This window comes from Oligoflexus tunisiensis (assembly GCF_001748245.1).
Classification (GTDB): domain Bacteria; phylum Bdellovibrionota_B; class Oligoflexia; order Oligoflexales; family Oligoflexaceae; genus Oligoflexus; species Oligoflexus tunisiensis.
In genome coordinates, this window is record NZ_BDFO01000001.1 from 2908409 (window position 1) to 2935401 (window position 26993).

At 56.1% G+C, this 26993-nt stretch carries 20 protein-coding genes; 13 read left to right on the forward strand and 7 right to left on the reverse strand.

What is annotated here, in order from left to right; all coding sequences use genetic code 11:
* The first annotated feature begins 95 nt into the window (after positions 1 to 95).
* From OLTU_RS12450 to OLTU_RS12490, 9 genes are all read left to right on the forward strand, one after another.
* Positions 96 to 842 carry a dihydroneopterin aldolase gene (locus OLTU_RS12450; protein WP_141733087.1) on the forward strand — a complete coding sequence of 249 codons (747 nt, stop codon included), beginning with the start codon at positions 96 to 98 and terminating at the stop codon, positions 840 to 842.
* Positions 839 to 2089 carry an RsmB/NOP family class I SAM-dependent RNA methyltransferase gene (locus OLTU_RS12455; protein ID WP_141733088.1) on the forward strand — a complete coding sequence of 417 codons (1251 nt, stop codon included), beginning with the start codon at positions 839 to 841 and terminating at the stop codon, positions 2087 to 2089. The genes OLTU_RS12450 and OLTU_RS12455 overlap by 4 nt, the downstream gene beginning before the upstream one ends.
* Positions 2086 to 2592 (forward strand): YkgJ family cysteine cluster protein, encoded by a 507-nt coding sequence (locus OLTU_RS12460; RefSeq protein ID WP_141733089.1) that lies wholly within the window; start codon positions 2086 to 2088, stop codon positions 2590 to 2592. The genes OLTU_RS12455 and OLTU_RS12460 overlap by 4 nt, the downstream gene beginning before the upstream one ends.
* A gap of 72 nt (positions 2593 to 2664) precedes the next feature.
* On the forward strand, positions 2665 to 3684 hold the full coding sequence (locus OLTU_RS12465; protein ID WP_141733090.1) for a Gfo/Idh/MocA family protein: 1020 nt from the start codon (positions 2665 to 2667) through the stop codon (positions 3682 to 3684).
* Between the two features lie 33 nt (positions 3685 to 3717).
* On the forward strand, positions 3718 to 4917 hold the full coding sequence (gene lpxB, locus OLTU_RS12470) for a lipid-A-disaccharide synthase (protein WP_141733091.1): 1200 nt from the start codon (positions 3718 to 3720) through the stop codon (positions 4915 to 4917).
* A gap of 153 nt (positions 4918 to 5070) precedes the next feature.
* Positions 5071 to 6372: an ABC transporter substrate-binding protein gene (locus OLTU_RS12475; RefSeq protein WP_176736558.1), complete on the forward strand. Its 1302-nt coding sequence runs from the start codon at positions 5071 to 5073 to the stop codon at positions 6370 to 6372.
* Positions 6373 to 6435: 63 nt separating this feature from the next.
* Positions 6436 to 7530, forward strand: a complete 1095-nt coding sequence (locus OLTU_RS12480) for an ABC transporter ATP-binding protein (RefSeq protein ID WP_141733093.1) — start codon at positions 6436 to 6438, stop codon at positions 7528 to 7530.
* Positions 7530 to 9251: an ABC transporter permease gene (locus tag OLTU_RS12485; RefSeq protein WP_141733094.1), complete on the forward strand. Its 1722-nt coding sequence runs from the start codon at positions 7530 to 7532 to the stop codon at positions 9249 to 9251. Before OLTU_RS12480 ends, OLTU_RS12485 begins: the two co-directional genes overlap by 1 nt.
* 708 nt (positions 9252 to 9959) lie before the next feature.
* Positions 9960 to 10733, forward strand: coding sequence for a hypothetical protein (locus OLTU_RS12490; RefSeq protein ID WP_141733095.1), 774 nt, complete (start codon positions 9960 to 9962; stop codon positions 10731 to 10733).
* A gap of 3 nt (positions 10734 to 10736) precedes the next feature.
* On the opposite strand, the gene OLTU_RS12495 is transcribed toward OLTU_RS12490, so the two are convergent.
* Positions 10737 to 11984 carry an MFS transporter gene (locus tag OLTU_RS12495; RefSeq protein WP_141733096.1) on the reverse strand — a complete coding sequence of 416 codons (1248 nt, stop codon included), beginning with the start codon at positions 11982 to 11984 and terminating at the stop codon, positions 10737 to 10739.
* Positions 11985 to 12084: 100 nt separating this feature from the next.
* On the reverse strand, positions 12085 to 12486 hold the full coding sequence (locus tag OLTU_RS12500; protein ID WP_176736559.1) for a response regulator: 402 nt from the start codon (positions 12484 to 12486) through the stop codon (positions 12085 to 12087).
* 393 nt (positions 12487 to 12879) lie between these two features.
* Between OLTU_RS12500 and OLTU_RS12505 the strand changes: the two genes are divergently transcribed.
* Complete coding sequence (locus tag OLTU_RS12505) at positions 12880 to 14712, forward strand: protein adenylyltransferase SelO family protein (RefSeq protein ID WP_176736560.1); 1833 nt, start codon at positions 12880 to 12882, stop codon at positions 14710 to 14712.
* Between the two features lie 51 nt (positions 14713 to 14763).
* Here the strand turns inward: OLTU_RS12505 and OLTU_RS12510 are convergent, their stop codons facing one another.
* The 4 genes from OLTU_RS12510 to OLTU_RS12525 all read right to left on the reverse strand — a co-directional run bounded on the left by OLTU_RS12510 (position 14764) and on the right by OLTU_RS12525 (position 21940).
* Positions 14764 to 15189 carry a type II toxin-antitoxin system RatA family toxin gene (locus tag OLTU_RS12510; RefSeq protein ID WP_176736561.1) on the reverse strand — a complete coding sequence of 142 codons (426 nt, stop codon included), beginning with the start codon at positions 15187 to 15189 and terminating at the stop codon, positions 14764 to 14766.
* A 129-nt stretch (positions 15190 to 15318) separates the two neighbouring features.
* A complete protein-coding gene (locus OLTU_RS12515) occupies positions 15319 to 16023 on the reverse strand; it encodes a hypothetical protein (RefSeq protein ID WP_141733100.1) in 705 nt (234 codons plus the stop codon).
* Positions 16024 to 16089: 66 nt separating this feature from the next.
* A complete protein-coding gene (locus OLTU_RS12520; protein WP_141733101.1) occupies positions 16090 to 20676 on the reverse strand; it encodes a hypothetical protein in 4587 nt (1528 codons plus the stop codon).
* The gene (locus OLTU_RS12525) at positions 20666 to 21940 is read right to left on the reverse strand and encodes an OmpP1/FadL family transporter (RefSeq protein WP_141733102.1); all 1275 of its coding nucleotides are present in this window, start codon (positions 21938 to 21940) and stop codon (positions 20666 to 20668) included. Before OLTU_RS12525 ends, OLTU_RS12520 begins: the two co-directional genes overlap by 11 nt.
* Before the next feature lie 349 nt (positions 21941 to 22289).
* Here OLTU_RS12525 and OLTU_RS12530 point away from each other — a divergent pair, with 349 nt between their 5' ends.
* From OLTU_RS12530 to OLTU_RS12540, 3 genes are all read left to right on the forward strand, one after another.
* Entirely contained in the window at positions 22290 to 22670 is a 381-nt protein-coding gene (locus OLTU_RS12530) for a PilZ domain-containing protein (RefSeq protein WP_141733103.1), read from the forward strand.
* A gap of 9 nt (positions 22671 to 22679) precedes the next feature.
* Positions 22680 to 24728 (forward strand): response regulator, encoded by a 2049-nt coding sequence (locus OLTU_RS12535; protein WP_141733104.1) that lies wholly within the window; start codon positions 22680 to 22682, stop codon positions 24726 to 24728.
* 111 nt (positions 24729 to 24839) lie between these two features.
* Positions 24840 to 25691, forward strand: coding sequence for an OmpA family protein (locus tag OLTU_RS12540; RefSeq protein WP_141733105.1), 852 nt, complete (start codon positions 24840 to 24842; stop codon positions 25689 to 25691).
* Between the two features lie 38 nt (positions 25692 to 25729).
* Here OLTU_RS12540 and OLTU_RS12545 read toward each other — a convergent pair whose 3' ends face one another.
* Positions 25730 to 26932 carry an alanine racemase gene (locus tag OLTU_RS12545; protein ID WP_141733106.1) on the reverse strand — a complete coding sequence of 401 codons (1203 nt, stop codon included), beginning with the start codon at positions 26930 to 26932 and terminating at the stop codon, positions 25730 to 25732.
* Between the last annotated feature and the right edge of the window lie 61 nt (positions 26933 to 26993).

Here is a 26993-nt window from a genome sequence, read left to right on the forward strand (position 1 = left end):
CACGCTTGTCACCGTGACTTTTTCACAAGCCGGACCAAGGTCAGCTTGCCAATGGGGAAAGGGCGTAATACAACCATGGCCCTGGGAGAGGCACAATGCGCGTACGCTCAAAAAAGACCGGTCGTATTCTCGATGAAATTCGCCTGAAGGACCTCGTGGTCCCCTGTACGATTGGCATTTATCCGGAAGAAAAGCTGCGAACCCAGCCCTTGCACCTGCATGTGGCGCTGTACCTGGATACCAGTCTGGCCGCCAAATCCGGCCAGTTGAGCCAGAGCGTGGATTACGCAGCCCTGATCAAGGAAATCAAATTTATCCTGACCCAGGGGCACTTCCGTTTGATTGAAAGTGCCGCCGAAGCGCTGGCTGCCTTTATCCTGTCGCGGCATCCGGTGGATGTCGTGCGCGCTCCTGTGGAAGCGGTTGAAGTGGAAATCGTCAAGCCGGAAGCCCTGCGCGGTCTGAGCATTCCTTCCATTCGCGTGTTCCGTGAACAGCCCGAAAATGTAGCGGCTCCCGGCGTTTCCACCTGGGACATGATCTTTGCCGCGCCCGAAACTTCGCTCTTTCGTGGCATCGTGCCTCCTCAAACGAGTTTAAGACCCTGGCTTCCGGGCTGGAACGTCACGGCGGTGATGACCGGAGGCGCTGGTCTGCATATCGCCGGTCGGGTTTTGCTGGCCGCCGAGGAACTGAACGGCGAGGATCTGGCGGAACAGTTTCTGGGCAACGATACGAGCGAGCCTCGCTCCTTTCTAGCTCTGGCGCGTCGCGATCCCAAATCCAGACAGCTCTCGGGTTCGGCCGCATCGCTGAGCCTTTTGCAATCTTCATTTCTATGACAGCCCGTCTCTTCTTTACTGAAACGCCACGGGCGCCGCATCTCTTTCGCATCTGGCAGCAGCTGCAGGCCTGCCGTGAACTGCCGCAGGTGGATCGCTGGCTCGCTCAGGTTTTTCGCGCCGAAAAACGCTTCGGAAAAAAGGACCGGCAGTGGTATGCCGATGCCGTGTTCGCGGCTTTGCGTTTGGGTCCCCTTGTGCTGAGCGCTGAGTATCAAAGTCAGGACCTGAAAGGAAACTGGGATGAGCTGCGGGAGCTTTCTGCAGAACGGCTCTTTTTCTGGTTGAGTCTGGAGCGTGCGGATTCCGAGGAGACGCGTTTTCCCGAGGAAAAGGCTCGACTCGATGCCTTGAAGCAGGGGAAAAGCCTCGTGAGCTGGGGCCTTCCGCCTTTCTTCGCGCCGATGTTGGAGCGCCGTCAAACCCTCAGCCAGTGGTCCCCCGCGGAAACGGAAACCTTTCTTGCCAGGCAAAACGTCAAGGCTCCGCTTTGGCTGCGGGTCAATCGGCCCGCGGAAATGGAAGCCGCAAGGCGTGAACTGCAGGAGCATGGAATTATCTGGACCGAGGAGGATGCCGCGTGGAAAGTGGAGGAGGCGCGCAACCTGCAGAGTCTCGAGTGTCTGGAACGTGGCATTCTGGAAATTCAGGACTACGCTTCCCAGAGGATTGGCGCTGCGATTGATGTTACGCATGAGCCCCTGGTTTGGGACTGCTGCGCTGGCGGTGGTGGAAAGACCTTGCAGATCGCCTCGCGTTTGCAGGGACGCGGTCTTGTTTTCGCGTCCGATGTCCGCAGCTATAAATTGGATGAAGTCAAACGTCGGGCGGAGAGGGCAGGGCTTGCGTCCGTCTGGACTCTGCCCTGGAACGGGGAGGCATGGAACGCCATGCCGCGCGAGTGGCAAAAAAACGGTGGCGTGGATGCAATTCTGATCGATGCCCCCTGCAGCGGCACCGGCACCTGGCGCCGCAGCCCCGATAGCAAATACCGTTGTGATGCCCATGAACTCAGCGCGCTTCAGGCTCTGCAAATCGGCCTGTTTCAGAAAGTTTTGCCGGTTCTGAAAAAGGGCGGACAATTGATTTACGCCACCTGCAGCTGGCTGCCGGAAGAAAATGAAGATGTGATCGCCGCGGCCCTGAAAGCACATCCCGGCCTGCACTTGGAAACGCAGCAGCTCTGTGGTAATCCAGTCGCTGATGCGGATACCATGTTTTACGCTGTGCTACGGAACCATTCATGAGCTCGTCCCGTTATCAGGATCTCGTGGCCAAGGTTGATGCCAAGGCCCAGGAATTTCAGGAGCGCTATGCGCAAAAGCTGCAATGCAGGAAAGGTTGTTCCTCCTGCTGTCAGCCTCATCTGACTGTTTTTTCGGTGGAACGCCTCGCCATTCGCGACTGGCTGCTGCAGCGTCCCGCCTTGATCGAAAAGCTGAAAAATCAGCCGGAAAATCCCGGTTCCTGCCGCTTTCTGGATGACCAGGGTGCCTGTCAAATCTATCCTGTCCGACCCATTATCTGTCGCACGCAGGGCCTGCCCCTGTCCTTCAAAGTGAACGAGCAAACTCAACGCGACGTCTGCCCTTTGAATTTCGAAAAGGACGATGTCCTGGCTCTGCCAACTGATGGTGTCCTGAACCTCGATCTGCTGAACACGCTGCTGGTCCTGGTCGATCAGGTTGAAGGGGGAGACAGGGCTGGCCAACGTTTTGCGCTGAACATTGAAGAAGTCATACGGACCTGAGCAATCCTCGCTAGGCAAGCTTCCCTTGATTCGCTATAGTGGCGGCCTCTAACCGGAATACGAGGACGGAACATGCAGTTGATTCGAGTTGTGTTATTTGGCATGGGCAATATGGGCCGCAACCATTTCCGGGTCTTGCAGTCTGATCCCCGGTATCAGCTTGAGGCTGTGGTGGATCCGATTCTGGATGTCCTGCCCGACCCCGCGGTTCCGCTCCTGCGCACGGTGGAAGAAGCGCTGAGCCTTGATTGGGATTTGGCCGTTGTTGCGGCACCCACGGAACTCCATTATGTGATCGTCAAAAAAATCCTCGAACATAACCGCCACGTCCTGGTGGAAAAACCAGCCGCCGGCACCATGCAGGAAGCCCGGGAACTCGTCCAGATCGCTGCGGAACGGTCTCTGCATCTGGCTGTGGGCAATATCGAACGCTGCAATCCGGTGGTGGGAGCGCTGCGCCGTCTGATTCAATCGGGCATACTGGGGCGCCTCGTGCATCTGACCGGAACCCGGGCGGGCGGATTTCCGCGCAACGTCAAACCCGGCAATAATGTGATTTTGGATCTGGCCGTCCACGAATTGGATGTGTTCCGCATGCTCCTCGGGCCTTTGCAGGTGCTCAACAGCATCGGCCACAGCACCCAGTTGCAGGATATCTTTGATACAGCAGAAATTCTGGTCGCCGGCCGTCAGGGCGCGACCGGTTCGGTGCATGTGAACTGGCTGACCCCTCAGCGTTTGCGCAGCATTCGCGTGACCGGTACCGACGCTGTTTGCACCGTGGATTATATCGCTCAGAGCTGCGAAATTTCCGGTCTTGGCCTGCGGGAACGTGCGCTGAACCTTCTGCCGGAACTCCAGTGGCTGGAAAGTCAGGGCCCATTGGATCGGGCTTTGCTGCCGGTGGAAAAGCAGGAGACTTTGAAAATTCAATTGGACCAGTTGCATCGTTTCCTGTCCGGTCGCGAGCATCATCTGGCCACACACGAACAGCTGGTGGAGTCCGTACACCTCGTGGAACAGGCTGTGGAGCTGGCTTTACAGCGTACACGTCCACTGGTGGAAACCGGTTCGCCGGTCGAACTTCTTTAATGTCAATGCGCAAACCCGAACGAAAGAGGATGCATGAGGCCGCCTCGCATTTTCGTATCAGCTGGTGAACCATCCGGCGATCTTTTGGCCGCGGAACTGTTGCACGAACTCCGGGTCCTCTGGCCCGACGCTGAGATCTTTGGCATCTGTGGGCCCCGCATGCGGGCCAACGGCGCTGAAGCCCTCTTTGGCATCGAGGAACTCTCGGTGATGGGGTTTGTGGAAGTTATCAAGCATCTGCCCTTTCTCAAGCATCTCGAATTCAGTCTGCTCGAACAGATCGAACGGCGGCAGCCCGATATCGCCATCCTGGTCGATTACCCAGGTTTTCACCTGCGACTCGCGGATGCCCTGCGTCTGCGCGGCGTTTACGTGTTTCAGTACGTGGCTCCGCAGCTCTGGGCCTGGGGTGAAAAACGGACGAAAACGCTGCGCGCGGTCACGAATGAAGTGCTCGGCATCATGCCCTTTGAAGCCGCGTTTTTTCGCGAGCGTCAGGTTAATTTCCGCTATGTGGGCACGCCTCAGGTAGACCGGGCCCGCCTCGCCGTGGCGGATCGCGACCGCTTTGCTTTGAATGCAGCCACCACGATTGGTTTTTTTCCGGGCAGTCGCGCCAGTGAAATTCGGCGTCTTCTGCCGCGCATGATTCAGATCCGTGAAGCGCTGCGGCAAGCGAACCCGAATTTGCGCTTTGCGCTCTCCATGGCCCCGAGTCTGAAACCGGAACTGTTTGCCAGCCTTCTGGGTGAGCCTTTGGGCGAACCTGTGATTGAAACGGGCGACCTCGCGGTCTACCGACAGGGTGATACCACGCTGGTCCGGGGGCAGAGCATTCATCTCATGAAGACCTGCGATGCCGCTCTGGTGACGTCAGGCACAGCGACGCTGGAATGCGCGCTGACCGGCACACCCATGGCGGTGGCCTATGTCATGCAGCCGTTGAGTTTTCAGCTGGCCAAGCGCTTTGTGAAACTGCCGCACATCAGTCTGGTGAATCTGGTCGCTGATACGGGCCTGGTTCGTGAATTCATTCAGGATTTTTCTCCGTCCGATGCCGCCGACGAACTGTCCCGATTGGCTCAGCCTGGAGAGTATCGCGACGCGAAGCAGCAACGCCTTTTGGAGCTTTGCGCGAGGCTGCAAGGCGATTTGGCCAGAAATGCGGCGGCCGCGATCCATGAATCGTGGCTGCGGCTTCATGAGAAAAAAAGTGCGGTCCACCGCGCCTAATAAAGGTCTTGAGTCCACAAAAAGACTTGCTTTTTTTGGGGTTAAATTCTACCAAGATGCACCTTGGTTACCAGTAAGGAGGACGCCTTGCGTCGGCTGTTATGCAGCCTGCCCATGCGCCCTTGGGAACAGTCAAGCAACGAAGGAAGCCTTATGAAGTCCTGGCTAGTGGCCTCAATACTTCTCTGCAGCTCAGTCTCCGCCTGGGCGAAGGATACTCTGGTTATTCTGTCGCCGCACCGCAAGTCCATTCAGGAAGAGTTCGTTCCTCCGTTTACCGAATATTACAAAAAGACCTACAAGACCGAAGTTGACGTGCAATGGCTTGACCAGGGCGGGACGTCGGATGATGTGCGCTTTCTGCGTGCAAAGTTTGCCAACGGTAAAAAGTCCTCGGGCGTCGATATTTTCTGGGGCGGCGGCACAGCCACGTTCATGGAATTGCAGCGCGATGGGTTCCTTGCCACCTTCAAGCTGCCGGCCAGTCTGAAAGCCGAGGTTCCTGAAAAAGCCGCTGGCATTCCGCTCTATGACAAAACGCAGACCTGGTACGCCTCGGCGATGTCTTCGTTCGGCGTGTTTTTCAACAAGATCATCATGAAAATGGACGGCCTGCCTGAGCCTAAAACGTGGCAGGATCTCGGCAATCCGGTTTATCGGGGCAATATCAGCCTGACCGATCCTCGTCGTTCGGGTTCCGCCAACACCATGAATGCGATCATTCTGCAGACCATGGGCTGGGACAAGGGCTGGGAACTCCTGACCACCATCGCCGGCAACGCCCGTTCCTTTACGCACTCGAGTAGTGATCCAATCAAGGCGGTGGTGTCGGGCGATGCGGGATTGGCCATGGCGATCGATTTCTATGCGCTGGCCAAGATCGGTGACCTCGGTCCGAAAAATCTCGGCTTTCTTCTGCCGCAAGGTCAGTCGGTGCTCGACCCCGATCCGATTGCCATTCTGAAAGGGGCTCCCAACCGCAAGGTCGCGGAGCGTTTTGTTGAGTATGTGCTGAGTGCCGAAGCGCAAAAGCTCCTCCTTCTGCCCAAGGACGCCCCCGGTGGCCCCAGGCATTCTTCACTCGGCCGTATGGCGGTGAACACCCGGGCCTATGCTGAAACCGAAGGGAAACGCATCTCTCCGGTCAATCCATTCACCCAGAAGGACTTCATCATGCTGGATCTGGAACGCGCGACCAAAATGCAGCGCGTGTTCAACGATCTGGTGGGGGCGACCCTGGTCGATACACATGACGATCTGAGAAAAGCCTGGACGAAAATTGTCCGGGGCAAGAAAAAGATCGATCCGGCTCAGGTCGCTGCCTTTGGCAAGCCGGCGTTGTCGGAAGCTGAATTCATGCAGCTGGTTGATAAATGGGATGACGAAGTTGTGCGGAACAAGACCATCAATGCCTGGGTCTCCGCATCCCGTGAGAAGTATAAGAGCCTGCAGTAATTTGATCCACTGAGCAAGAGCCGGGGTTTGCCATGCAGACCAGGGCGCGAGGATGAGAGCATCATGGAAGTCGTCTTCAAGAGCATCTACAAGCGCTACGGTCAAACCACGGCCGTGCACGACCTCAACCTGACCATCGAGAAGGGCGCTTTGCACTTCCTTTTGGGACCATCCGGTTGCGGCAAGACCACAACCCTGCGCATGCTGGCGGGATTGGAACAGGTTACAGAAGGTCAGCTGTATTTCAATGGTGAGGATGTCACCAAAAAACCGGCGGTGGATCGTGGCATCGGTATGGTGTTCCAGAACTATGCGCTCTGGCCTCATATGACCGTTTACAAGAACGTGGAATACGGTCTGAAGTTGCGCAAACTCACAGGGGCGGAGATCAAAAAGCGCATCGATGATGTGCTGGATATCACCCGCCTCACCCAATATGTCGATCGCCTGCCCGGCCAGCTGTCCGGCGGGCAACAGCAAAGGGTGGCTCTGGCGCGGGCTCTGGCCATTCGTCCGAATGTCCTCCTGCTCGATGAACCGCTGTCCAACCTCGATGCCAAACTTCGGGGTGAGATGCGGGACAACATTCTGCGCATTCACAAGCAGACGGGCATCACCACACTTTATGTCACCCATGACCAGCGGGAAGCGCTGTCCATGGGATCCCGGGTTTCCGTCATGCATGCGGGACACCTCATTCAAACCGATAGTCCACGCTCTCTTTACAACTACCCAAAGACTCCCTTCATTGCCAGCTTCATCGGTGAAACCAATCTCATTCACGGCAAGGTCGTCGCGCGGCAGGGCGCAACGGCCACAGTGGAAACCCCGCTGGGTCGCTTCGATGCCACGCATCAGGTCAAGGAGTTCCCGATTGGTGCGACCGTTTCCATTTCCATGCGCCCTGAGGCCATAGCCATCGACTGGGACAGGAAGGGTCAGGGTTCGAATTACTTCCAATTGAAGGTCGAGCATTTGACCTATCTCGGCGAATCCGAGCAATTCCAGCTGCGGAGCACCAGCGGTCAGGCGATCAAGGTGAATTTCTATCATGCCCCCGAGCACAACTTCCGTGAAGGTGACAGCATCGGCTGTATGATCGCTCCCGAGGACGTGCTTGTTCTTCCACCCCAGAAAGAAATAGGGCCAGGAACCTGATGCAGATGCAAACCGCCGACGCAACCTCGACCAGTAAACGACGCTTTGCGGATCTCGTGGGCTATGGCACGGTGATCGCCACCATCGCCATGCTGTTCTTCTTTCTCGTTCTGCCCGTCTCGACCATCATGGCTCGCGCTTTTTACAACAATGGCGAGATCACATTCCGTTACTTCCCGCTGCTTTTCTCGAATGAACTGCTCATGCATTCGATCGGCAATAGCCTGATGATCGGCATCATGACCACGATTCTGGCCACACTTCTCAGCTTTCCTCTGGCCGTGATCAATGTGAAGTGGGAATTTCCAGGCAAGGGCCTCCTGATGGGTCTGCTTCTGGTCCCCATGGTCATGCCGCCCTTCGTCGGTGCCATCGGCCTTTTGCGCTTCTTTGCCCGGCGGGGTTCGGTGAACCTGGCCCTCATGGATATGGAATGGATTGATACGCCCATCGACTGGCTGGGGCCGGAGAATATGTTCTGGGCCGTTGTCGTGCTGGAAGTTTTGCACCTTTATCCGATCATGTACCTCAACCTTTCCGCGTCGCTGGCCAATGTGGATCCCAGTGTCGAGGAAGTCGCGACCACACTGGGCGTGCCCAAGTGGAAGCAGCTCAAGGACATCGTCTGGCCACTGGCCCGTCCAGGTTATTTCGCGGGAGCCATCATCGTCTTTATCTGGGCTCTGACGGATCTTGGAACCCCGCTGCTGGTTGGCTATCATGAGACCATACCCGTCCAGATCTTTAACATGATCACCGATGTGAATGAAAACCCGGTGGGCTATGCCCTGGTGTTCCTCGTCATCCTGATGACGATCGCCTTCTTCCTCCTTTCCAAGCTGGCTCTGGGCAGCAAGAAATACGAGATGATGGCCAAGGGGCATGTGACCTCGGGCAAACGCAAGGCGGGCTGGGTGAGTCTGCCCTTGATCTATGCTCTGGTGGGTCTGACCGTATTCATTGCGCTGGTGCCCCATATTGCGGTGATCATTACCGCGGTCAGCAACAAGTGGTTTATGACCGTGCTGCCCGAGCAGTATACGCTCGATCACTTTTCTCAGGTCTTCCAAACCAGTCTTTCACTGATCGGGATCAAGAACAGCTTTATCTTTGCCGGTCTGTCCACGCTGGTGGATCTGATACTGGGACTTTTGATCGCCTATGTCATCGTGCGAAAACTCATCCCATTCCCGGGTCTCCTCGATGGCCTGGTCATGATCCCTCTGGCCTTGCCCGGTATCGTCCTGGCCTTCGGTTATGTCGTGACTTATTCGGATACCTTCCTGGATCCTTTGCACAATCCGGTGCCGCTCCTGGTCATCGCCTATGCGATACGCCGTCTGCCTTATATGGTGCGGTCGGCTTCAGCTGGACTGCAGCAGATGAGTCCCTCGCTTGAGGAGGCGTCGACGACCTTTGGGGCCTCACGATTCCATACGCTGCGGAAGATCACGGTCCCGCTGGTCACGGCCAACCTGATCGCGGGGGCTCTGCTTTGTTTCTCGTACGCGATGTTGGACGTGAGTGATTCCTTGATCCTGGCCATGAAGGAGAATTTCTATCCTTTGACCAAGGCGATCTATGTTCTGTTCCTGGAGCAAGGGTCGGGCGAGCTTTTGGCCAGCGCTCTGGGCGTCATTGGGATGGCCATCCTTGCCGCCTGTATCATGGGAGCCTCGCTTCTGCTTGGGAAGAAAATGGGCGAACTCTTCCGTTCCTGAACCTCAGAAAAACAAAAAAAGAAGCAGGGTTTCGTCCGAAACCCTGCTTCTTTTATTGAAGGATAAATGGCGAATCCTTGTACCCATTCCGTTCTTCATGATGCGAAAACCACAACACGTTAAACGGCTGCACAAGCCTTGCTTTGATTCAAAGTCTCCCGGAAAAACCGGGACTTCCGAACCAAAGGCTTTCCCCGGCTGGATTTCAGCGGGGTCAGATATTTATGTAACTCAGCGACATCAAGATTGCAAGTCTGCAGTTGGCCCGCTGGCTAATTTACAGTAGATGAGTTAATTCGGCTCAGTTTTGGCGGATTCGGCGATGATTTGTTCGCTTAAATGTATCCTTGTCGAAGTCCCTCATCCTTGAGAATTAATACCCTGTCGGAAGGCATACTGGATGAGCCAGGTTGTGGTGTATAATTACAACAAAAGCGCAAAAAATCGGGCCGGTCGCGATTTTTTTTGTAGCTTTCTTACGAGAGCTCGCATAGATTCCCCTTCGTCGGCAGCCAAACCCAATGACTGTCGAAACTTGAAAAAATCTGCCCGGTGACATTCGTAAATCAGTTTTCGAGTGTGCCCCCTTAGAACGGCCGTCGGATCGAACTCCTCCGACGGCCTTTTTTTTCCTTGTTTCCTGCAATCATTTCCCGCTTCGCGCGTCATTTTTCTGAACGTTTTTTTCAACTTCATGAAAGTTATCCCATGATGCGCATCCTGGTCTCCTGTCTTGTTCTTCTTTCCTCGGCCTGCGTAACGTCGGGCCACATTGGGCCCCAGGGCTTTTCTCACGATAAACTCGGCTATCAACTTGCCTATGCCGAGCCACAGCAGAAGCTCTTCATCAACAAGTCGTGGAAGCTTGAGGCTGATCATAAGGGGCAGCCGCGGTCGTTCGATACTCATCACGTGCAAAGCAAAAGCAGCAGTGGTCACGAGGAAAAGCTTTACGTGAAGAGCACCGATCTGGTGTTCAAACATCGGGAGACCAACGGTGTGATTTCGGTCCAAAGTTCACCTTTGCCGGAAACCATGGCTGAACGCAAACTGCCCATCATAGCCAAGGACTACGTGGAACGCCTGAGCAGCCAGTATTTTACGTTTGTCGGAAACGGAGTGGATCGGGCTGTGATCGGAAAAAATTATGTGACCACGATCACCGCAACCAGGTCGGGAACGATCGGCTCAGCGGAAACTTATGAAGTGGTCGCGGATCTGGCGAACGCAGACCAGCTGAAGCTCAATCCCGACCACCGCCTCATGCGTTTCAAGCTGCTCCTGGTCCGCCCCAGGACGGCCGATGCCTGGAAGCATGATAGAATCCTGCCGGGTAAGAAGACGCAGCGTGAGGACGAACTCACGGTTAAGGAAACGTATCCCGCCATCATCGTGCTGACCTATGCCATGGACCATGCCTATTACGATGAATACCTCCGGGACTTCGAAACCCTCATCAGTCGTTTCAAACTCCGCGGTTAAACTTCAGGTTTGCTGCTGAAGCGAGGCGCGAGTCAGCAGCTTGCTGATCAGAGACATCAGCACCATGGTGATGACTGTGGAAAGGATGATCACATCCCCCAGCCGATCAAAGTGATCCAGCTTTCCACTGGGCTGTGCGACGACGATTAAACCGGCCAGAACCGCGGCCAGACCTCCGGATATCTGCTGAATCGAGGAACTCACCGCCATGTAAGCTCCACGATCCTGGGGCTTGGGCAGGGCGGACATGAGGGCCTGAGAGGAGATCATGCGGCCGGAAACACCGATCCACATCACGGTATTGATGGCGATCACTTCCCAAAGCGGGACCATGGACAGGCGCGTGTAAATCGCCAACGTTATGATGGTCAGCCCCGAGCCCAGCATAAAGATCGGCATCTTGCCAATGCGATCGCTCAAGCGTCCAACCAGGGGCCCGGTGAAAATGGAGACCATGCCCGTGACCATATAGATCAAGGGCAGTTCCTCCAGGCTCACGCCGAGGTTATTGACGTTGAAGGCGCTGGCAAACGGCATCAGCATAAAGCCGCCCGTCGACAGAAGCGCGGTGGTGGCAAAGCCCTGGAGATACTGTTTCTGGCTGACCGTGCCGATGAGATGGGCGAAGGGGTTTTTCTTATTCTCGAATTGCAGATGCTCGCGAATCGGCTGGAGGCGCATCCCGATGAGAAGACCCGCCATCACTCCAATCAGAACGATCAGAATGAAGGGAGCATGCCAGCCCCAGTTATTGGCCAGATAAAGGCTGAACGGCAGACCCAGCACCTGACTCGCGGAGAAAGAGGTTTGAATAATGCCCATGACGCGGCCGCGCATGGCGAAGGGAAAAAGATCGGTGATAATGGCGAAGGAAGTGGAACCGACGACACCACCGAAGAGTCCTGTGATAATCCGCGCTGCCAGGAGATATTCGTAGCTGGGCGCGAGACCGCAAAAAAGTGTGCCCAGAATAAAACCGGTGTAAAAGAACATCAAAATTTTCTTGCGATCAAAGCGGTCGGCAAAGCCCGCGGCCATCAGCCCGGAAGCCCCGGCACTGAACGCATAGCCCGACACAACAAGGCCGAACTGCGACGGTGAGATGTTCAGGGTAGGCATCAGAATCGCGCCGAGTGGCGACAGAATCATAAAATCCAAAATTACGGTAAACTGCAAGAATGCCAGGACCGCCACAACAAATTTTTGATAGGGGGTAAACCTGGCCAATGGTTCGTTCGGAAGACTCGACATGCGGGACCCTTCGGTGCGAGGAGGTCCTCCTAGTATTGTCGATCGGCTGGATGCCATGCAATGTGAGAAATGGCCCCGGACATAAAAAATCCGTCCCCATTCAGTTGACCCGGCGGGACCATTTTTCCAAAACGGTGGACAGGGATTCAAAGCCAATCGGCTTCGCAATGAAATCCGCCATGCCCGACTCCTCGCAGCGCTTGCGATCCTCCGGAAGGGTATTGGCGGTCAGGGCAATGATCGTCGGAACAACAATCAGTTCAGCGGGATGGTCGAGGATCCAGCGGGTGGCGGCCAGGCCGTCCATTTCAGGCATGTGCAGATCCATGAGGACGATGGGGTAGGCCTGCTGCTGCAGGGCACGGATGGCTTCCCGACCATTATTCACCGTGTCGACCGTATAGCCGAGTCGCGTGAGCATGCGCGCGGCCAGCCGGCTGTTGACGTCGTTGTCTTCGACCAGCAGGATACGGACTTCGCGCGGCGCTGAGTGATCGAGCAAGTTCCCCTCCTTTTCGAGGCGTTGGTCTCCGTGACCCAATGAAAAGACGGTTCGGTACGCATGGGCAGAAACCTGATGAAGCGAGCAAAGCGTCCTGCATTGCAGAGCCTTTTACCCGCCCATTTCTGCTCCGCTCTTGATTCATAAGGGTCCGACTTCTCCTGCCTTTTCGGTAATTTTACGCGGTTTTTCCCTAAAAATGCGTGGCCTGGCCCTAAAAGCCCGGGAAATTGCAGGCGATGCTGCTTTTATGAGCTGCTTCGCAAAGCACTCCAACCTGCCTTAATGATTCATAAACCTGGTTTGATTCCCGCACAGCTTCGTCATTTTCTTAAGTTTTCTCAAAATATGCCGAGGGTTGAAGAGTATAGATTATCTTTTCGGAGGCGAGACTTGACGCGACTCAAGCACATCAAACTCAAGACTGCCGCATCGTATGCGGGCTTCTCGCAGATTGATGGGAGCCATCCGATTCAGGAGCAGGTGCCGTTCTCCCATGTGCCCTATCACGTCCGCTATCGTCCCGGAGGCAAGGTCGCCTTCTTCAACTTTACGCTGGCGAAGGAAATGGGGCTGATCGATCCCGGCCATGCCCACGAGATGAATGCCGAGCTGGAATCCGTGCTTCTGCAAACCTTCAGCCTGCTCATCGTCAACGAATATGATCAAATGCATCCCGACCGCCTCGACAAGGCGACCATTAAACCCAAACCTTATATGGCCACCCGCTATCTCCAGCTGCAGCATGCCGATCGCCGTGGTTTGACTTCGGGGGATGGGCGCAGCATCTGGAACGGTTCCTGGAAGTTCGCCGGAAAAACATGGGATATCAGCAGCTGCGGAACGGGTGCCACCTGTCTTTCGCCGGCGAGCAGCAAGACCGGGACTTTTTTCCGTTCGGGTGATCCGCATGTGTCCTATGGCTGCGGCTACTGCAAACTGCATGAAGGTCTGATCGATATTCTGTTCAGCGAAATTCTGCATCGCAATGGACTGCGGACCGAGCGTGTGCTCTGCGTCATTGAATTTTCCAAGGGCTTTGCCGTGACCGTTCGAGCTGGGGAGAACCTTCTGCGGCCCTCGCATTTCTTTCTGCATCTGAAACAGGGCCGCTGGGATCGCCTGAAGGCCATGGTCGACTATCACGTGCAAAGGCAGGTGAACAACGGCAGCTGGACCATCAAGCCTGGACAGGATCCTTACGTTTATTTTCTCGAGGCCATGACGCGGAATTTTGCGGAAGCCGCGGCGCGTTTTGAAGCCGACTATATATTCTGCTGGATGGAGTGGGACGGGGATAATATCCTGGCGGATGCCGGGATCATTGATTATGGTTCCATTCGCCAGTTTGGTCTTTTCTTTCATGAATACCGGTTCGATGATCACGAGCGCTGGTCCACCAATCTGAAGGAACAGCGGGCCAAGGCGCGCTATATGGTGCAGACCTTTGCGCAGATGATCGACTTCCTTAAAACCGGACGCAAGAAAAAGATCGAGCGCTTTGCCCGGCATGCGGCCCTGAAGGAATTCGACAAAATCTTTTTACGAACGCGCCGCCTGAATCTTCTGCGGCGTCTGGGTCTCACGGAATCCCTCGCGGCCGAGCTGCTCGCTCAGCAGCCGAAGACCGTGACGGCCCTGGAAAAAGCCTTTATGCATCTGGAATACGCCAAGACCAAAAAGGGCCGTTATCGGGTGCCGGATGGCATCAACTGGAACGTGCTCTATGTCATGCGTCGTCTGCTTCGGGATCTGCCCGCGACCATCGACCGGAATATGACCACGCAGGAGGCGCGGGATCTGCTCACTCGTTCGCTGGCCTGGGTGGCTCAGGATGATGCCCATGCGGTTCGTCCGGCTCATGTTCAGGAGCTGATGCGTCTGACCCGTTTTTACCGGCAACTCATGGTGGAGGCTGCGGCCCTCGCGCGGACCGACCTCGGGCGCCTGATGAAGGTGGTGAGCCTGCGCAGTGCAAAGTTGAATGACGAAAATCGTATCACGGGTGATGCCGTATGCCTGCTGGCCGAACAGCTCATGGCCCAAAGGCGGCATCTCAGTTCCCGGCAGTTTCATAAGCTCCTGGAAATGATCATCCGGGAACAAATTCTTGATCCCGATTATCAACCCAGTCCCTTCCAGCCTCAGCTGCGCAATGACGCCCGACTGGAGCCGCTGGTGCGCCGGGCGCTTAAAACTGTCCGCAGCTATCGGGAAGGGTTATAGGTCGCAGCGGCTTGCATGCGCGCCGCAACCGTCAGCCCGCATCGCGGGCCCTCACATCCCCTTCGCCTTCTCATAAAACGAGTTCATCATCCGCGGCAGGTTCACCGACACCAGCTTGTTGGTGATGGCTTTCGGCGCAAAGACCTTGAGGTCCACTTCCAATTCATACTGCACCTTGCAGGAGTTCGGCCCCTGCGGTGTGATCTTCCAGCTGCCCTGGTTGACCTTGAAGATGCTGCCTGATTCCAAGGCCCAGGCCACCAGCTCGGGGCGCTTCTGGGTCATCTTCAGGACATAGGAAAAGGACTTCACGATATTAATCGTGTACTGGATCCGGGCACTCGTTTCGCTGGAATCGAGAACCTTGACTTCATCCACTTCACCCAGAATCTCTGGATAACTGGCATAATCTGTTATTGCTGCATAAAATTTCTCGGCAGGGACGTCGTAAACTTCTTCGCGTGATGCACCAGCCATCGTGGACCTCATCTGTTTGCTGGGAACTTTGAGAGTCTATTTTCTTAGCTGATTGACTGGGAACTTGCCAGAGCGGAGTTGAAGCACGGCGGGGATAAACCCCGGGCACGAAGCCCGGGACGGAATGCATCAGTTGAACAACATGCCAACCAGAACGGTTTCCAGACCGGCTTCGATCGAGGAAGCGGCCACTTTTGGCAGGAGCGTGATCGCTGGCGTGATCGAGGACTCATAGGTCAGGAGCCACTGATCTTCGCTGCAAAGCTCATTGTTCACGCATTCGATCGCGTTGATGTTACCCGTTTGCATCTTCACACCTTCGACGCCGTTCAAAGGCTTTTCACCCGCGGGAACTTCCTGAGGACCGCTGGTTTGAGCCACGAACTCGATAGTTCCCAGAGCGCCGGTGTAAGGGGTGGCCAGGCGTTGGTTATGGGAGAGGCCACGCACCTTTTGGTAACCGATCGGTGACTTCATTTTATAGTCATAGTAATGACGGGCAATGAGGCTGCCATCCGCCGCGGTCAGATCGGAAAGGCGCGCGCTCTTGTTGAACACGATCGCGTCAGAGCCCACAGTTTCGGTGTAAGCCGGCCACTGATCGAACGCCAGATATTTTTCAAGAAGACCTTCGACTGTCGGATAGGTTTCCTTGTCGACCACGATGAAGAAACGCACATTGATCGGGAAACCGGAGGCATCCGTTTCAATGCAATAGCGTTGCTCGGCAATGGCGGCCGCGCAGCTGGCGACATCCTTGGGTGTGGGGACAGTCGCGGCTGCCGCGTGACCAGCCAACAGGCAACCCATTCCGAGTGCGATCCATGATTTCATAAGAACTCCTTTGTGTGACTTTGGGATTTGAGAGGCAACAGGCCCTCAAATTCGAGTGCTTTTCCCTTAGTTGTCTCTATCCGGACGGGCTGGAGATTCGGCCATCCTTGGCTCACCCTCCTCATCCCGAAACCAAAGCTTCAATATTTCGATCTGGCTGTCGCGCAGAACAGCATCATGACTCAACGCATGGAGCTGATCGATCACGATGCGATACGCATTGTGCTCCGGATCCTCTTTCCACACCATCCGCTGTTTCATGTAGCCAAGCGCTTTCCCAAGACGCGCGAGCAGATCGCTAGATTCCACAAGCGCTTCCCGCCAAAGGTGTTCAGAAACTGAGCTAAGACTGATCAAACCTTCAGCCATCGGCTGTCGGTATCTGGCGTCAGTCAACGCCCGTACCCAAAGATCGGTTTGAACAAATCCCAGCCTGGGATCAGCAAGGAAGCGTGCCAGGGCGCGGGAACCAAGCGGCTCAGCCTGTATGGACTGCAGAAGATCCAACGTCATCTTCGACCAGAAGGATGTTTCGGGACTCGCACCTGCCTCCTGATGCAGCTGCAAAAGGCCGATGCCCTGCCTTAAAAATTGCGGCAGCCAAAGTTCCAGGATCCGGGCCGTGCTGTGCGTCGCGCGCCCGTCCAGGGTTTGCAAAGGCTGATCGAGGGACGCGAGCAGACTTTCCCAATCCTTCAGGAAACCGCTGCCGAAATCCGCGGCACGCCAGGTCAGGAGGATTGTATTCCAACGATCGCTCAGCGTGCGCTGGGATTCATTCTCGAGCAGAGTGCCGAGGGCCACCTGCTCCTTCAAAAAGCGCTGCAACAGGCCAGCCCGTTCGGATTTTTCCCCAAGCTCCACACTGCTCTTTTGCAACTGATTCAAAAAGCGCCCCATTTCATCGGGACTGAAATATTCACAGAGCAGGGCCCAAAGACGAATGGATTCCTTCTGGGCCAGGAATTTGCTCAAGCGCAGCCCCGGCTCATTCCAGTTGAAGACCGTGAACAGCCTCATGGCATAAGGCAGATCGCGCCCCACAAAATCGTAGTTTTCCGCGCTGGCAAAATTGCCGAGCATATGGCCCGCGGCATCCAAAAGATCCGGTCGCGCACTGATGCGTTCCATCAGGGTGAAGGCCATTTCCAGGAGGGATTCCCCGGCCCGTGCGCTGTCCTGTTGCGTACTGATCACAAGGGACAGAACCTCATGTACAACATCCTGGGCCGTGCCGTTGCCGTCACGCTGGGCGAGGCGGGCGAGGAAATCGGTCCAGCTTATGGTTTCAATGTCCTGCTCCCATTGCCCGAGCGCGGCATTCAAAAGATTGGGCTGCGCGGCCCAGAACTGCACCGCATAGGACTGACGACGGCTTTGGGTGGCGGCATTCAAGGCGCTCCAATGACCCCGGGCCTGGCGGAGCCAAAGCCCGGCGCGTTCGTTCGCAGAGAGTTCCTCCTGAGCCAGCTTATGAAATCGCAGGGCTGCGGGAATTTGGGCCAGGCCTTTTTTCAAGCGCGCCTTGCGCCCCATGCTGAAGACATCATTCAGAATGCGCCGCGTGAGCCAGGCGGGAAAACGGACCTCATCACCCACCTTGGCTTCAAGAAGTTTCAGGTCCTGACAGGTTTTGGCGTCAGCCGGTTTCAATTGCAAGCGCTGCACCCAAACATCGCGCGACCCGAACTGATCGGTGGTCAGCAAAGGACAAAAATTATGCGCGATCAGGGAGGCGATAAAATCCTGATACTGCGATTGACGCACGCCGGTGTCCGCACCTCGCAGTTCCAGGGCACAGCCGGCCGGTGTTCCGTCCGCGGTCGCACAGCTCGTGTTATCCAGACCGATCAGAGGCTGAATGTACCAGGAGCTGCCTGATTTCGTCAGGCCGAGAAGATTGAAGGTCGACAGCAGTTGAAAGTTGGGGTTGGCCAGAAGTTCCGCGTAGCGATTTTCCAGAAGACCCACACGCGTGACCGGGTTGACTTTGGTCGGCGTAAAGAGTGCCGTGGAAAAAGCCTGAGCCCCCAATGCTTCGAGGGAGGGAACCGCGGCTCCGAGCTGTTCCGGAAAAAGTTTCACAAAAAGAGCGTAATCCGCGTCCATGTTTCTGACCATCGCCGCCGCACTGAAAAAGCCGCGCAGGCCGCCGGTTGGCACGATCCCGAGCTGGGCTTCGGCAGGGAAGGCGAGAGGGATCTTATGGTAGTGGCGCAGATAATAGAGCGCCAGCATGCGCGCATCCGCGGGGGTGTAGGGCTCGACATCAAAAAATTCCGAGCCCAGGCCAGGCGCGCGCTGACTCCAGGTGGGTTCATCCGCCGTCACCAGATCAGCCCAGCGGGCATCGGCGCTGATGTTTTGAATAAACTGCGCGGAGAAGTCGTGAAAACCTCCCATCTGTTCCGGCGGCAAATCCTTGCTTACAAGGCCGCTGCTCATGAGCTGCTGATACCAAAGACCCCAGCCTGCGGGATCCTCACTGGCTGGACGTACCGACTGCAGAGGCTGAATCATGCGGGTGTCCATGCCGGGTTGAATGGACACCTGACCCAACTGTTCAAAGCCCACATAACGACCCGGACTGCCGAGACTCGCCATCACCACATCCGCACCATCGACCAGCGATCCCAGTTCCGGATTGCGGAAAATACTATCCGCATTTTTAAAACGATGCAAAAAGTGGCTGAAAAGGGCTCGATCGTCCGCAAAGGTCTCACGCACATCCTGCGGCCAGTTGAAACTCGCATCCTGCAGAATATCCTCGGGGCCTTCCAAGGTCGCGGGCAGTTTATAGCGTAAAGCCTGTTCCAATGGACCCTGATTATACACACCCGCAAAGACCCGGGCCGCCCGTTGATTGGTGGTCTTGTCAACGTCCCGCGTGCCCTCGGGAACGAGTTCATGAAACTGCTGACTGAGACTGCCTAGGCGCTCGATTTTCAAACTGAGAAGCTTTTCGATCGGATCGGCAGCCAGTAGAGTCTGAAACCTGGAATCCTGCATTAACGCCTTTTCCCACAGAGCCAGATCACGCAGGGATTGAGGCGCAGCCTTCTGCAGCTGTTCAAGCAGTTGGTCCACCGTCGCAGGATCCACGGCGCGATTGGCGACGCCGATATTTTTCCAATGATAGCGATCCCGCTCCAGGTTCAGGCGACTTTCCTGAAGCGCCTGACGCAAAAGTTCCTGCAAAAGTTTAGGATCCGGCTCCGTATAAGGCTCGCTCCAGTAGGATGCGGTCAGGTCGGGATCATTGGCTTTCGCGGTCAATTCAAGACAGTTTTGCTGGGTGCAGGCATGTCCCACAGCAACGTTGGACCAGGATTCCAGGGCTGCCGTGATGGGAATCTGTCCGTCACAGGCGGCCTGCGGTGTATTCAGAGTCCGCAGGATTTCATAGGTAGGCGCAAAATCCGTGGGCGCCGCATCCTTCAAACCTGGAATCGTCAAAGCGGAGCAGCCTGGAACGGCCCCGCCCTGGGTCAGCAGTTCCAGCAGCTGCTCCATGATGCGACTGGACCAGAGCTTGGCCCGCAATGTATCCAGAGATGGATCATTGGACGGTTCGAGCAGGCGACCGAGCGTCTCACTGATGGAATTCAGATCCGCAGCCGGCATGGTGCTCAGATCCTGAGCCAGGGCCAAAAGCCAGCGCGCTATATTTTTTTGTTGATCCAGACCCTGTTCGAAACCATCCGCAAGACGGCGTGAGATAAAGTCCCTCTCCTCGGGATCGAGACTGCGATAGGAATTCCAAAAGCTGATCAGAAAATTGCTGAGCTTTTGGATTTCATCATCGCTCAGTGTTTGGGTAAATTGATCGAGATGCTGCGCGAAGCTGGTCGGCGCGCTTGCCGTGGCGTGGGAGGGCAACGGGCGGTCCGGGGCATCGGGGCTCTGCGGCTGGCGCCAGTCATGCAGAATCCGGGCCTGACTCTCCGCATCGGGAGCACGCAAAGTTTGAGCACTCAAGGCGGCATCCAGACTTTCCATGAGCGGATCCTGCCCGAGCACGGCGGTGCTGACTCTCACAAAGCGCGGACCAAAATGCGCGCCTTGCAGGACCTCGTGGGTCAATGCCGAGAGGCTGTCCTTTTCAAGGGATTGGATCAGAAGGCCGAGTTCCGCAAGCAGTTCGTCCAGACGACCCGATTGGGACCAGAGCGTCAGCTGCCTTTGCAAACGGGACGGATCAAGGCTTAAAAGAAAAGGCTGCAGATGCTCCAGCCGTTCGGTCGCCAGGTTCAGTCCCTGCTTTTGGCCTTCGGTCAGGCCGCGATCGAGAACGCTGGACAGCGCCAGGAGATAAGGATAACGCTCTTCATGCGTGGTTGCGCTTTCGTCGGGCATGAGAGCAAAGTCGACCAGTTTTTGTATTTTATCGGGTGATAATTCCGCCAAAAGCTTCCGGGTGGCAGGCAGGGTTTCCCCACCGTCGCTGCTGCGATTGGAAGCGCAGGTCAGCATCCTGTGCAGAAATTCGCCGCTCAACTCCCATTGGGATAGATTGGTGTTGAGACAGGCTTCATTGGATTCGGGGTTTTTGAAAAAGGCAAAGCCTTCACCCCGTGATAATTCCTTTTTTCCGGAACAGCTGAGCAGACCACTGGCACAGACAAGAAGAACAGCTGTTTTCCTACAGAGCATAGCGAAGCCCTCCGACAAAGGTCTGGATAGTGCTCGAACCATCCAGAGCTATAGGCAGCCCTTTTGGTGTTTGCACGCTGAGACTGGACAGCTGGCTCAATTGATAAGCCGCATCCAGCGTCAGTTGATGACCTTGTGAGTCGGGGGCAAAGTTGTAAGCGGTTCCCAAAGCCAGCGTGCGCCGTTCAGGGTCGACGACATAGCTGGGGGTTTTCGGGCGATTGGCGGAGGTATGGGCCTCCAAACCCGCGCGCAGTTCCAGACGATCCTGCAGGATGGCCAAGGGTGCGGCAAGGCCGAGGCGCACGGCCTGCGTATCACGAAGATTGGCGCTGCCGGGGCGATTTTCCACGGACAGCGCGGCAACATCCGCACCGGTAATGGTCACGACCGGAGCATTGAAACGTGACCAGGACGCGCGTTCCACACTGCCCATGACCTGAAGGCGCTCGCCGGTCCAGGCAAAGCCTATGCGCGTCAGCGCCGGATCATAAAATGGAATCAAACTGGTGGAGGCATCAAAGGGAATCATCGCGCTTTCGGTGCTGAAGGCAAAGGAGGATTCGATGGAGGATTCCGTTTCCTGGGCCTCGCGATGCATGGCGGCGAGCACCCAGTTGCCGACCGACCAGGACACACCGAAGTAAGGCACCACCACCGGTTCCATCAGAAATTCAATGCGGCCTTCCGATTCCTGACTGTCAAGCGACACCTGCAGAAGACCACGGGCTCGCAAGGAATAATACGCGCCCACCCCGAAGGAAAGATCCCAGGGCCCCTGGATAGCCAGGGCCGTATAGGCCGCCGGTTTCTGCTGTTGTTCGGAATAACGAAGATAGGTCGCCTCATAGGGAGACAGACCTTTGATGCGACCGAACCTGCCTTGAGGCAGATAAGCAGCCAACCCAAAATGCAGCGTGTCGGTGAGTTTCAAATTCAAGCCCAGACTGCCGCCCTGCAGAGCATCCGCCTGCGATTCGCGATCGAGGTCGGCCGGCAGGCGCCCGGCTTCACCCGCGGGCAGATCCTGAAGATTGAATTGAGTCAGCATTGCGGCGGAAGCGATTTCACTGCGATCGGATTTCACCAGGAGTGCGGGATTGCTGTAAGCAGCATAGGCCGTGGGTCCGCCGGCTGTTGTGGCATTGCCTAGCGCCACAGTCGAGGCTCCGAGACCGTAGGTATCGAAAACATTGGCGTGGCTTGGGCTCGCCAGGCACGCAAGGATGCCTAGAATGGCACGACGGCCAAACAATCGAGTCATAATGTCCTCTCAGTGTGTGAGTCCTCTTCAAAAGAGCTTGGGCGTTGGAATTTGAAGAGAACTTTGCATCTGATTAGCAACGATCGGCGAGCCGGTCAAATGTAAAGTTTTCAACAGGAGCTTGACCTCCCGCGTGGCACAGCTCGGGAAAACAAGTCCCAATCCTGATTTGGCGCCGGGATATTCTTACTTCTATGTAAGAGCCGCCCATGCGCACAGTTGTTTAGTCCATCAACCCTGAATGGTAACGCTCCCTCGCCGTGAGCCGGAAATTTTGTTGATTCATGGGATAACAGCTGTCACTTAATTCTTACAACATCATGCCGATGAGTTTATTCAGGAGGTTTGCATGCGGCGTGAGAGTCGGATAGAGCTGCCTGACCTGGATGGAATCGCGGACCAGCGCGTGGACGTACGTTATGGTCTCAGTGGACTGGTCCCTGCGGCCCTGCGCGGCGCGGATCAATGCGACCTGGATGTCGTTTTACTCGATGTTTCCCGCGGTGGACTCGGCCTTCTGGCGAGCGGCTTTCCGAATCACGTCGGGGATGTCCTGCACTTGTGCATTGAAGGTCAGGAGAGCATCCCTTTGGTGGTGCGCTGGATGCGACGTTCGCGTCTGGGGGACAAGGTCGGTTTGCCGGGAATGACCCGTGTGGGTCTCGCCGTGCAGACAGCTCAGGAAAATTTATTGACCCGTTTGGAACCGTTCGACTGTATAGATCAGTGAGGTTGCAAGGTGGTACTGGATCTTGCAGGTATCAAACAAGGTTCGGCAGCCGTGGCTGTGGTTGCAGAAAATGAAATCAAAAGGCGCCAGATCATGGATGCCTTTGGACTTCTGCAAACACGCAATGTGCGCTGGTTCCGAAGCTTTTTTGATATGACGGTCGCGCTCGACAAGCGCGAGATTCAGTGGGTCTATGCCTGCTTTAAGGATGAAGAGGGCGAAACGCTTCTGACCTATTTGCAGAATCTGCAGGACGGTGGTTATACCGATGGCGTCTGTTTCAGTGTGATGATCCGCGACGCGGACCTGACGCATTTGCCGGACCTGTTCCACTGTGGGCTGATGAGCTGGCATGAAAATACCGACAATCCCGAGGACATTGCTCAGGGACTTTTTCGACTCCACAAGAAAATCGAGCCGAACGTCAATGCCTGCATGATCGCGTTTTCCTATCTGAAAACTTATTACAAAGCCCAGTCACGCTGGGCCGATGTCCTGCATCTGGTGGATCAGCTGTTACGGCTTTATCCGTATGATGACATGCTCCGTCTCAATCAGGTGGAAGCCTACGCCAAGCTTGGTGAAACGGAAAAGGCCCGCAATCTGCTTTTAACCATTGAATATTATGATCCGGCGATGGCCGATCAGGTCATGCAGCTCCGCAGCATCCTCCTGAAAGAGGATGAGAGCAGTATGCGGAGTCTGGCCTATCAGTACCATATGACCTCGGTTTTGCTGGTGGACCCTGTGTCGGAAACCTCGCTGGTCCTGCAGCAGCGCCTGCGTGATCTTGGATTTCAGATCGTGGAACATTGCAGTGACGGAATCCGGGCCGCGGAAATCATCAAGAAACGTTCCTTCGATTTTTACGTCATCGAATGGCAGACGCCAGGTTTATCCGGGCCCTTCCTTTTGCAAAGAATTCGCGAGAAAGGGCAGCATGAAGCGCCGATTCTGGTGCTGACGGAGATTCTGGATCGGACCGACAGTCAGCTCGTGCGCGAGATGGGAGTGGCCCAGGTTCTGCGGCGGCCGCTCAAGATGCAGCAGTTTCTGATGGCGGCGGCCTGGGCGCTGTCCCAGTCGCGGATGCCGACCGAGAGCAGCAGCTTTGAACGCAAGATTGTGGCTCATCTGCAGCGCGGGGAAACCGAACGCGCCCGGCAGATCCTCCGCGGTTTTCAGGCCATCTCCACGCGGGACCCGATCAAGGAGAAATATCTCAAGGCCTGCATCCTTTATCATGAGCAGAGATACTTTGAGGCCAAGGTCCTCCTGATCGAGGCCACCCACGAGGCGGCCGGCGATAATGTTCACGTGGCAGCGATGCTCGCCAAGTGTCTGATCAAACTCGGTGATTTTCAGGCGGCCCTCTTGCTTCTGCAGCGTTGCACCCAGCTGAGTCCCAAACATATCGAGCGTCTCTGTAATCTGGCGGAAGTCGCCCTGCAAACCAAAAACATTCATACCGCCGAGGATACCTTGCAAAAGGCCGCGACGATGGATGACGACTCGCCTCTGGTGAAAAAAGCCAAGGCCAAGGTTGCGGTCGCGGGCGGACAAACGCAGCGGGCGCTGGATCTGATGAAAAGCATGAACAACGCCCACGAAGTCATTGCGTATCTCAACAACATGGCCGTGGCCTTCGTCAAAACCGGCGACATTGCGGAAGGCATGCGGCTTTATAAAAACTGCTCGAAAATCATACCCGAGGATCGACCGGACCTTAGGGCCATCGTGGATTACAATCTGGGTTTGGCCTGTGTGAAAAACGAGGATCCCAATCTTGGATCCGTGCATATCAAGGCCGCGATGGACCGTGGTCCCAGCCCGGTTTATGCCCGGGCCGAATCCCTTCATAAACGCATTCTGGATGCGCGGCGTTTGAACATCAGCGTGAAATTAAACCTGGGCTCGGCGGATACGCGGCAGGAACCGAGCGAGATTTCCATTGATGAAGTCAGTCTCTTCCAGGGCCGCGAAGACGAAAGGCGCAAGGCCTACTTCCTGCGGGGGCTGGTTCTGGCCGATCGTTCGGGCTGGTGGAAGGTTTCCTGATCCCCCTGTGTGTTGGCGTGGCATCCTTCAATCCTGACTGGACACTTCCCTCAAAGCCTGCTAGCAAACTCTTCCTATCAATGGATCGATCCGTCCGCTGTGGAGGAGTTTATGAAATTGACATTGACCACCTGTGCCATGGTACTGGCTGTGTTGAGCCCGGCCGCGTTTTCTGCGCAGAAAAATTGCCAGATTACCTTTGAATACAATAGCGCCCGGGTCGATGCCAGGGCCCTTGACGTGTGCGTGGATATCCTGGATCTGAAGTCCGGTGACAGGCTCCGCGTCGATGCCTTTGCCTCGAAAGAAGGGGCGTCCGCTCACAATTTGAAACTGTCGCAGCAGCGGGCCAGGGCCGTTACAAACGCCTTGAAAAAGCGCGTGAAAGGTCTGGATGTCAAGGCCAGGGGGTACGGCGAGCGGGATTTCGAAAGTCGCGTGGCGATCCTGATCACCGGGGCAGAAGACGAAACCGGTGAACCAATTCCGGGTACCCGCGTAGCCGCGCTCGGCACCAGTGATGCGATCGCGACCCGAACCGCCACGACCTCGGGGACCCAGGGACGCTGGCGAGCCGCTCTACGCAGTGGTTTCGATACCACGCGGATTGAAGATCGCGCCGAATATTTTGCGCCGGGACTCGATGTTGCCTATGTGCCCGCCGTCCATCCCAATGTTCGTCTGGAAGCGGGTGTGCTGGCCAGCCTTTACGCTGAAGGCAACCGCAACCGTCTGGGCTCCTGGCACTTCGCTCCGATGGCTGGCTATCAGAACGCCGGTTATGTCGCCGGTGTGCGCGGACTGGCCGGTGTGGTTCATAGCTATGAAACAGACAGGAACTTCACCGACACGGGCGCGGAACTACGCCTGGGTGTGGAGCGGGATCAGTGGTCCCTGTTCGTTGGCGCCGGTCGCAGCAGCACGCTGGATCGTTTCGGGATGGATTTTGGCGTGCGGTTCTAAGAGCCCACAGGTCGGCCCACGCGGCCGATCCGCGTCGTTCAAAAAAAGCACCAGCCTTCGCCGCGATAGGTTTTCACCACCTGTTCGACCTTGCCGCCCCGCAGAAGATGAACTTCATTGAATCGTTCCAACAACTCCCCGGCCTTGGCATGGCGAAAGAAAATCGGCTGACCGAGCTGCAGCTCCTCGGGCGCGCGCAGCGAGGTTTGCACTTCCCCGGCTCCCAGAATTTTAAAGAGGGTCAAGCCACCTGGCATGAAAGGCTGCGGCTGCTTGTCGACGTGAATCGGTCCGGATGCGATGTAACCGCCACCGCTGCAGGCATAGATGTGCGGCCGCGCCTGGCGCACCACAGGCAGAACAAAGCCGGCCGCCGGTGCATATTTAAAATCACGAAAGTGATCAAAGAGCGTAGGACTGTAAAGACCGGAGCCCACCGTGATCTCGGTGACACTGGGATCCCGCCGCGTGACATCCACACTGCCGGTGCCTCCGCCATTCACGAAACTGAGGGGGAACCCGGCTTTGCGCAGAAATTCGACGGTTTCCACCCGCCGGGCAAACGCCTCCTTCGCCGATCGTTTCTTCAGGAAGCGTACAAAGAGGCTGTAAATTTTGGAATGCGGCAGATGATCCGGCACACCTGCAATCTGTCCTTCATAGCCCATAAGCCCTTCCAGCTGCAGGAGATGGCACTGCCGCAGCGTGTCGAGGAGAGGCACAAGATCCTTGGGCTGCCTTAAAGGCGAACGGAAAACACCAAAATGAAGGAGTGGAAAATGCGTGGAGAGATCGAGGTCCACGCAAACGGAAATGGTGGTCACCCCGGCTTCCGCGTGCTTTTGCAAGAGCCGGAGCTGATCGGGATGATCGACCATGAATATGATGCGCTTGCCGGTTTGGATGGATGGCAGGCAGGCTTTGATATCGCGTGGCTCCATGGTCGGATAGGCGATGAGAAGATCATTGAACCCGGCCTCGGCCAGCAGCGCGGCTTCGGCGGCCGAGTAGGTCATCAGTCCGCGGAATCCCGGATAGCGTTTGAGCACATAACGCAGAAGGGAAACACAACGCAGCGACTTGGTGGCCAGACGCAAGGGATAGGGACCTGCTCTTTGGCACAGAGCCTGGGCATTGGCATCCAGGAGGTCCATATCAATATAGGCCAGCGGCAAGGGTTGCCCTTGAATGGCCGACACGTAAGTCTCATAACGGGGCGGATTGGCTGTTGCGGTTGCCATAAAAATCCTTAACAATGCGGAGCAGAAAAAAGGAATCATAATGCAGGTTCCATGCACATGG

Excerpts from the sequence above, each read along its gene's own strand:
- OLTU_RS12450 (WP_141733087.1), top strand. The coding sequence starts at position 96 with ATGCGCGTACGCTCAAAAAAGACCGGTCGTATTCTCGATGAAATTCGC.
- OLTU_RS12455 (WP_141733088.1), top strand. The coding sequence starts at position 839 with ATGACAGCCCGTCTCTTCTTTACTGAAACGCCACGGGCGCCGCATCTC.
- OLTU_RS12460 (WP_141733089.1), top strand. The coding sequence starts at position 2,086 with ATGAGCTCGTCCCGTTATCAGGATCTCGTGGCCAAGGTTGATGCCAAG.
- OLTU_RS12465 (WP_141733090.1), top strand. The coding sequence starts at position 2,665 with ATGCAGTTGATTCGAGTTGTGTTATTTGGCATGGGCAATATGGGCCGC.
- lpxB (WP_141733091.1), top strand. The coding sequence starts at position 3,718 with ATGAGGCCGCCTCGCATTTTCGTATCAGCTGGTGAACCATCCGGCGAT.
- OLTU_RS12475 (WP_176736558.1), top strand. The coding sequence starts at position 5,071 with ATGAAGTCCTGGCTAGTGGCCTCAATACTTCTCTGCAGCTCAGTCTCC.
- OLTU_RS12480 (WP_141733093.1), top strand. The coding sequence starts at position 6,436 with ATGGAAGTCGTCTTCAAGAGCATCTACAAGCGCTACGGTCAAACCACG.
- OLTU_RS12485 (WP_141733094.1), top strand. The coding sequence starts at position 7,530 with ATGCAGATGCAAACCGCCGACGCAACCTCGACCAGTAAACGACGCTTT.
- OLTU_RS12490 (WP_141733095.1), top strand. The coding sequence starts at position 9,960 with ATGATGCGCATCCTGGTCTCCTGTCTTGTTCTTCTTTCCTCGGCCTGC.
- OLTU_RS12495 (WP_141733096.1), bottom strand. The coding sequence starts at position 11,984 with ATGTCGAGTCTTCCGAACGAACCATTGGCCAGGTTTACCCCCTATCAA.
- OLTU_RS12510 (WP_176736561.1), bottom strand. The coding sequence starts at position 15,189 with ATGGCTGGTGCATCACGCGAAGAAGTTTACGACGTCCCTGCCGAGAAA.
- OLTU_RS12515 (WP_141733100.1), bottom strand. The coding sequence starts at position 16,023 with ATGAAATCATGGATCGCACTCGGAATGGGTTGCCTGTTGGCTGGTCAC.
- OLTU_RS12520 (WP_141733101.1), bottom strand. The coding sequence starts at position 20,676 with ATGCTCTGTAGGAAAACAGCTGTTCTTCTTGTCTGTGCCAGTGGTCTG.
- OLTU_RS12525 (WP_141733102.1), bottom strand. The coding sequence starts at position 21,940 with ATGACTCGATTGTTTGGCCGTCGTGCCATTCTAGGCATCCTTGCGTGC.
- OLTU_RS12530 (WP_141733103.1), top strand. The coding sequence starts at position 22,290 with ATGCGGCGTGAGAGTCGGATAGAGCTGCCTGACCTGGATGGAATCGCG.
- OLTU_RS12540 (WP_141733105.1), top strand. The coding sequence starts at position 24,840 with ATGAAATTGACATTGACCACCTGTGCCATGGTACTGGCTGTGTTGAGC.
- OLTU_RS12545 (WP_141733106.1), bottom strand. The coding sequence starts at position 26,932 with ATGGCAACCGCAACAGCCAATCCGCCCCGTTATGAGACTTACGTGTCG.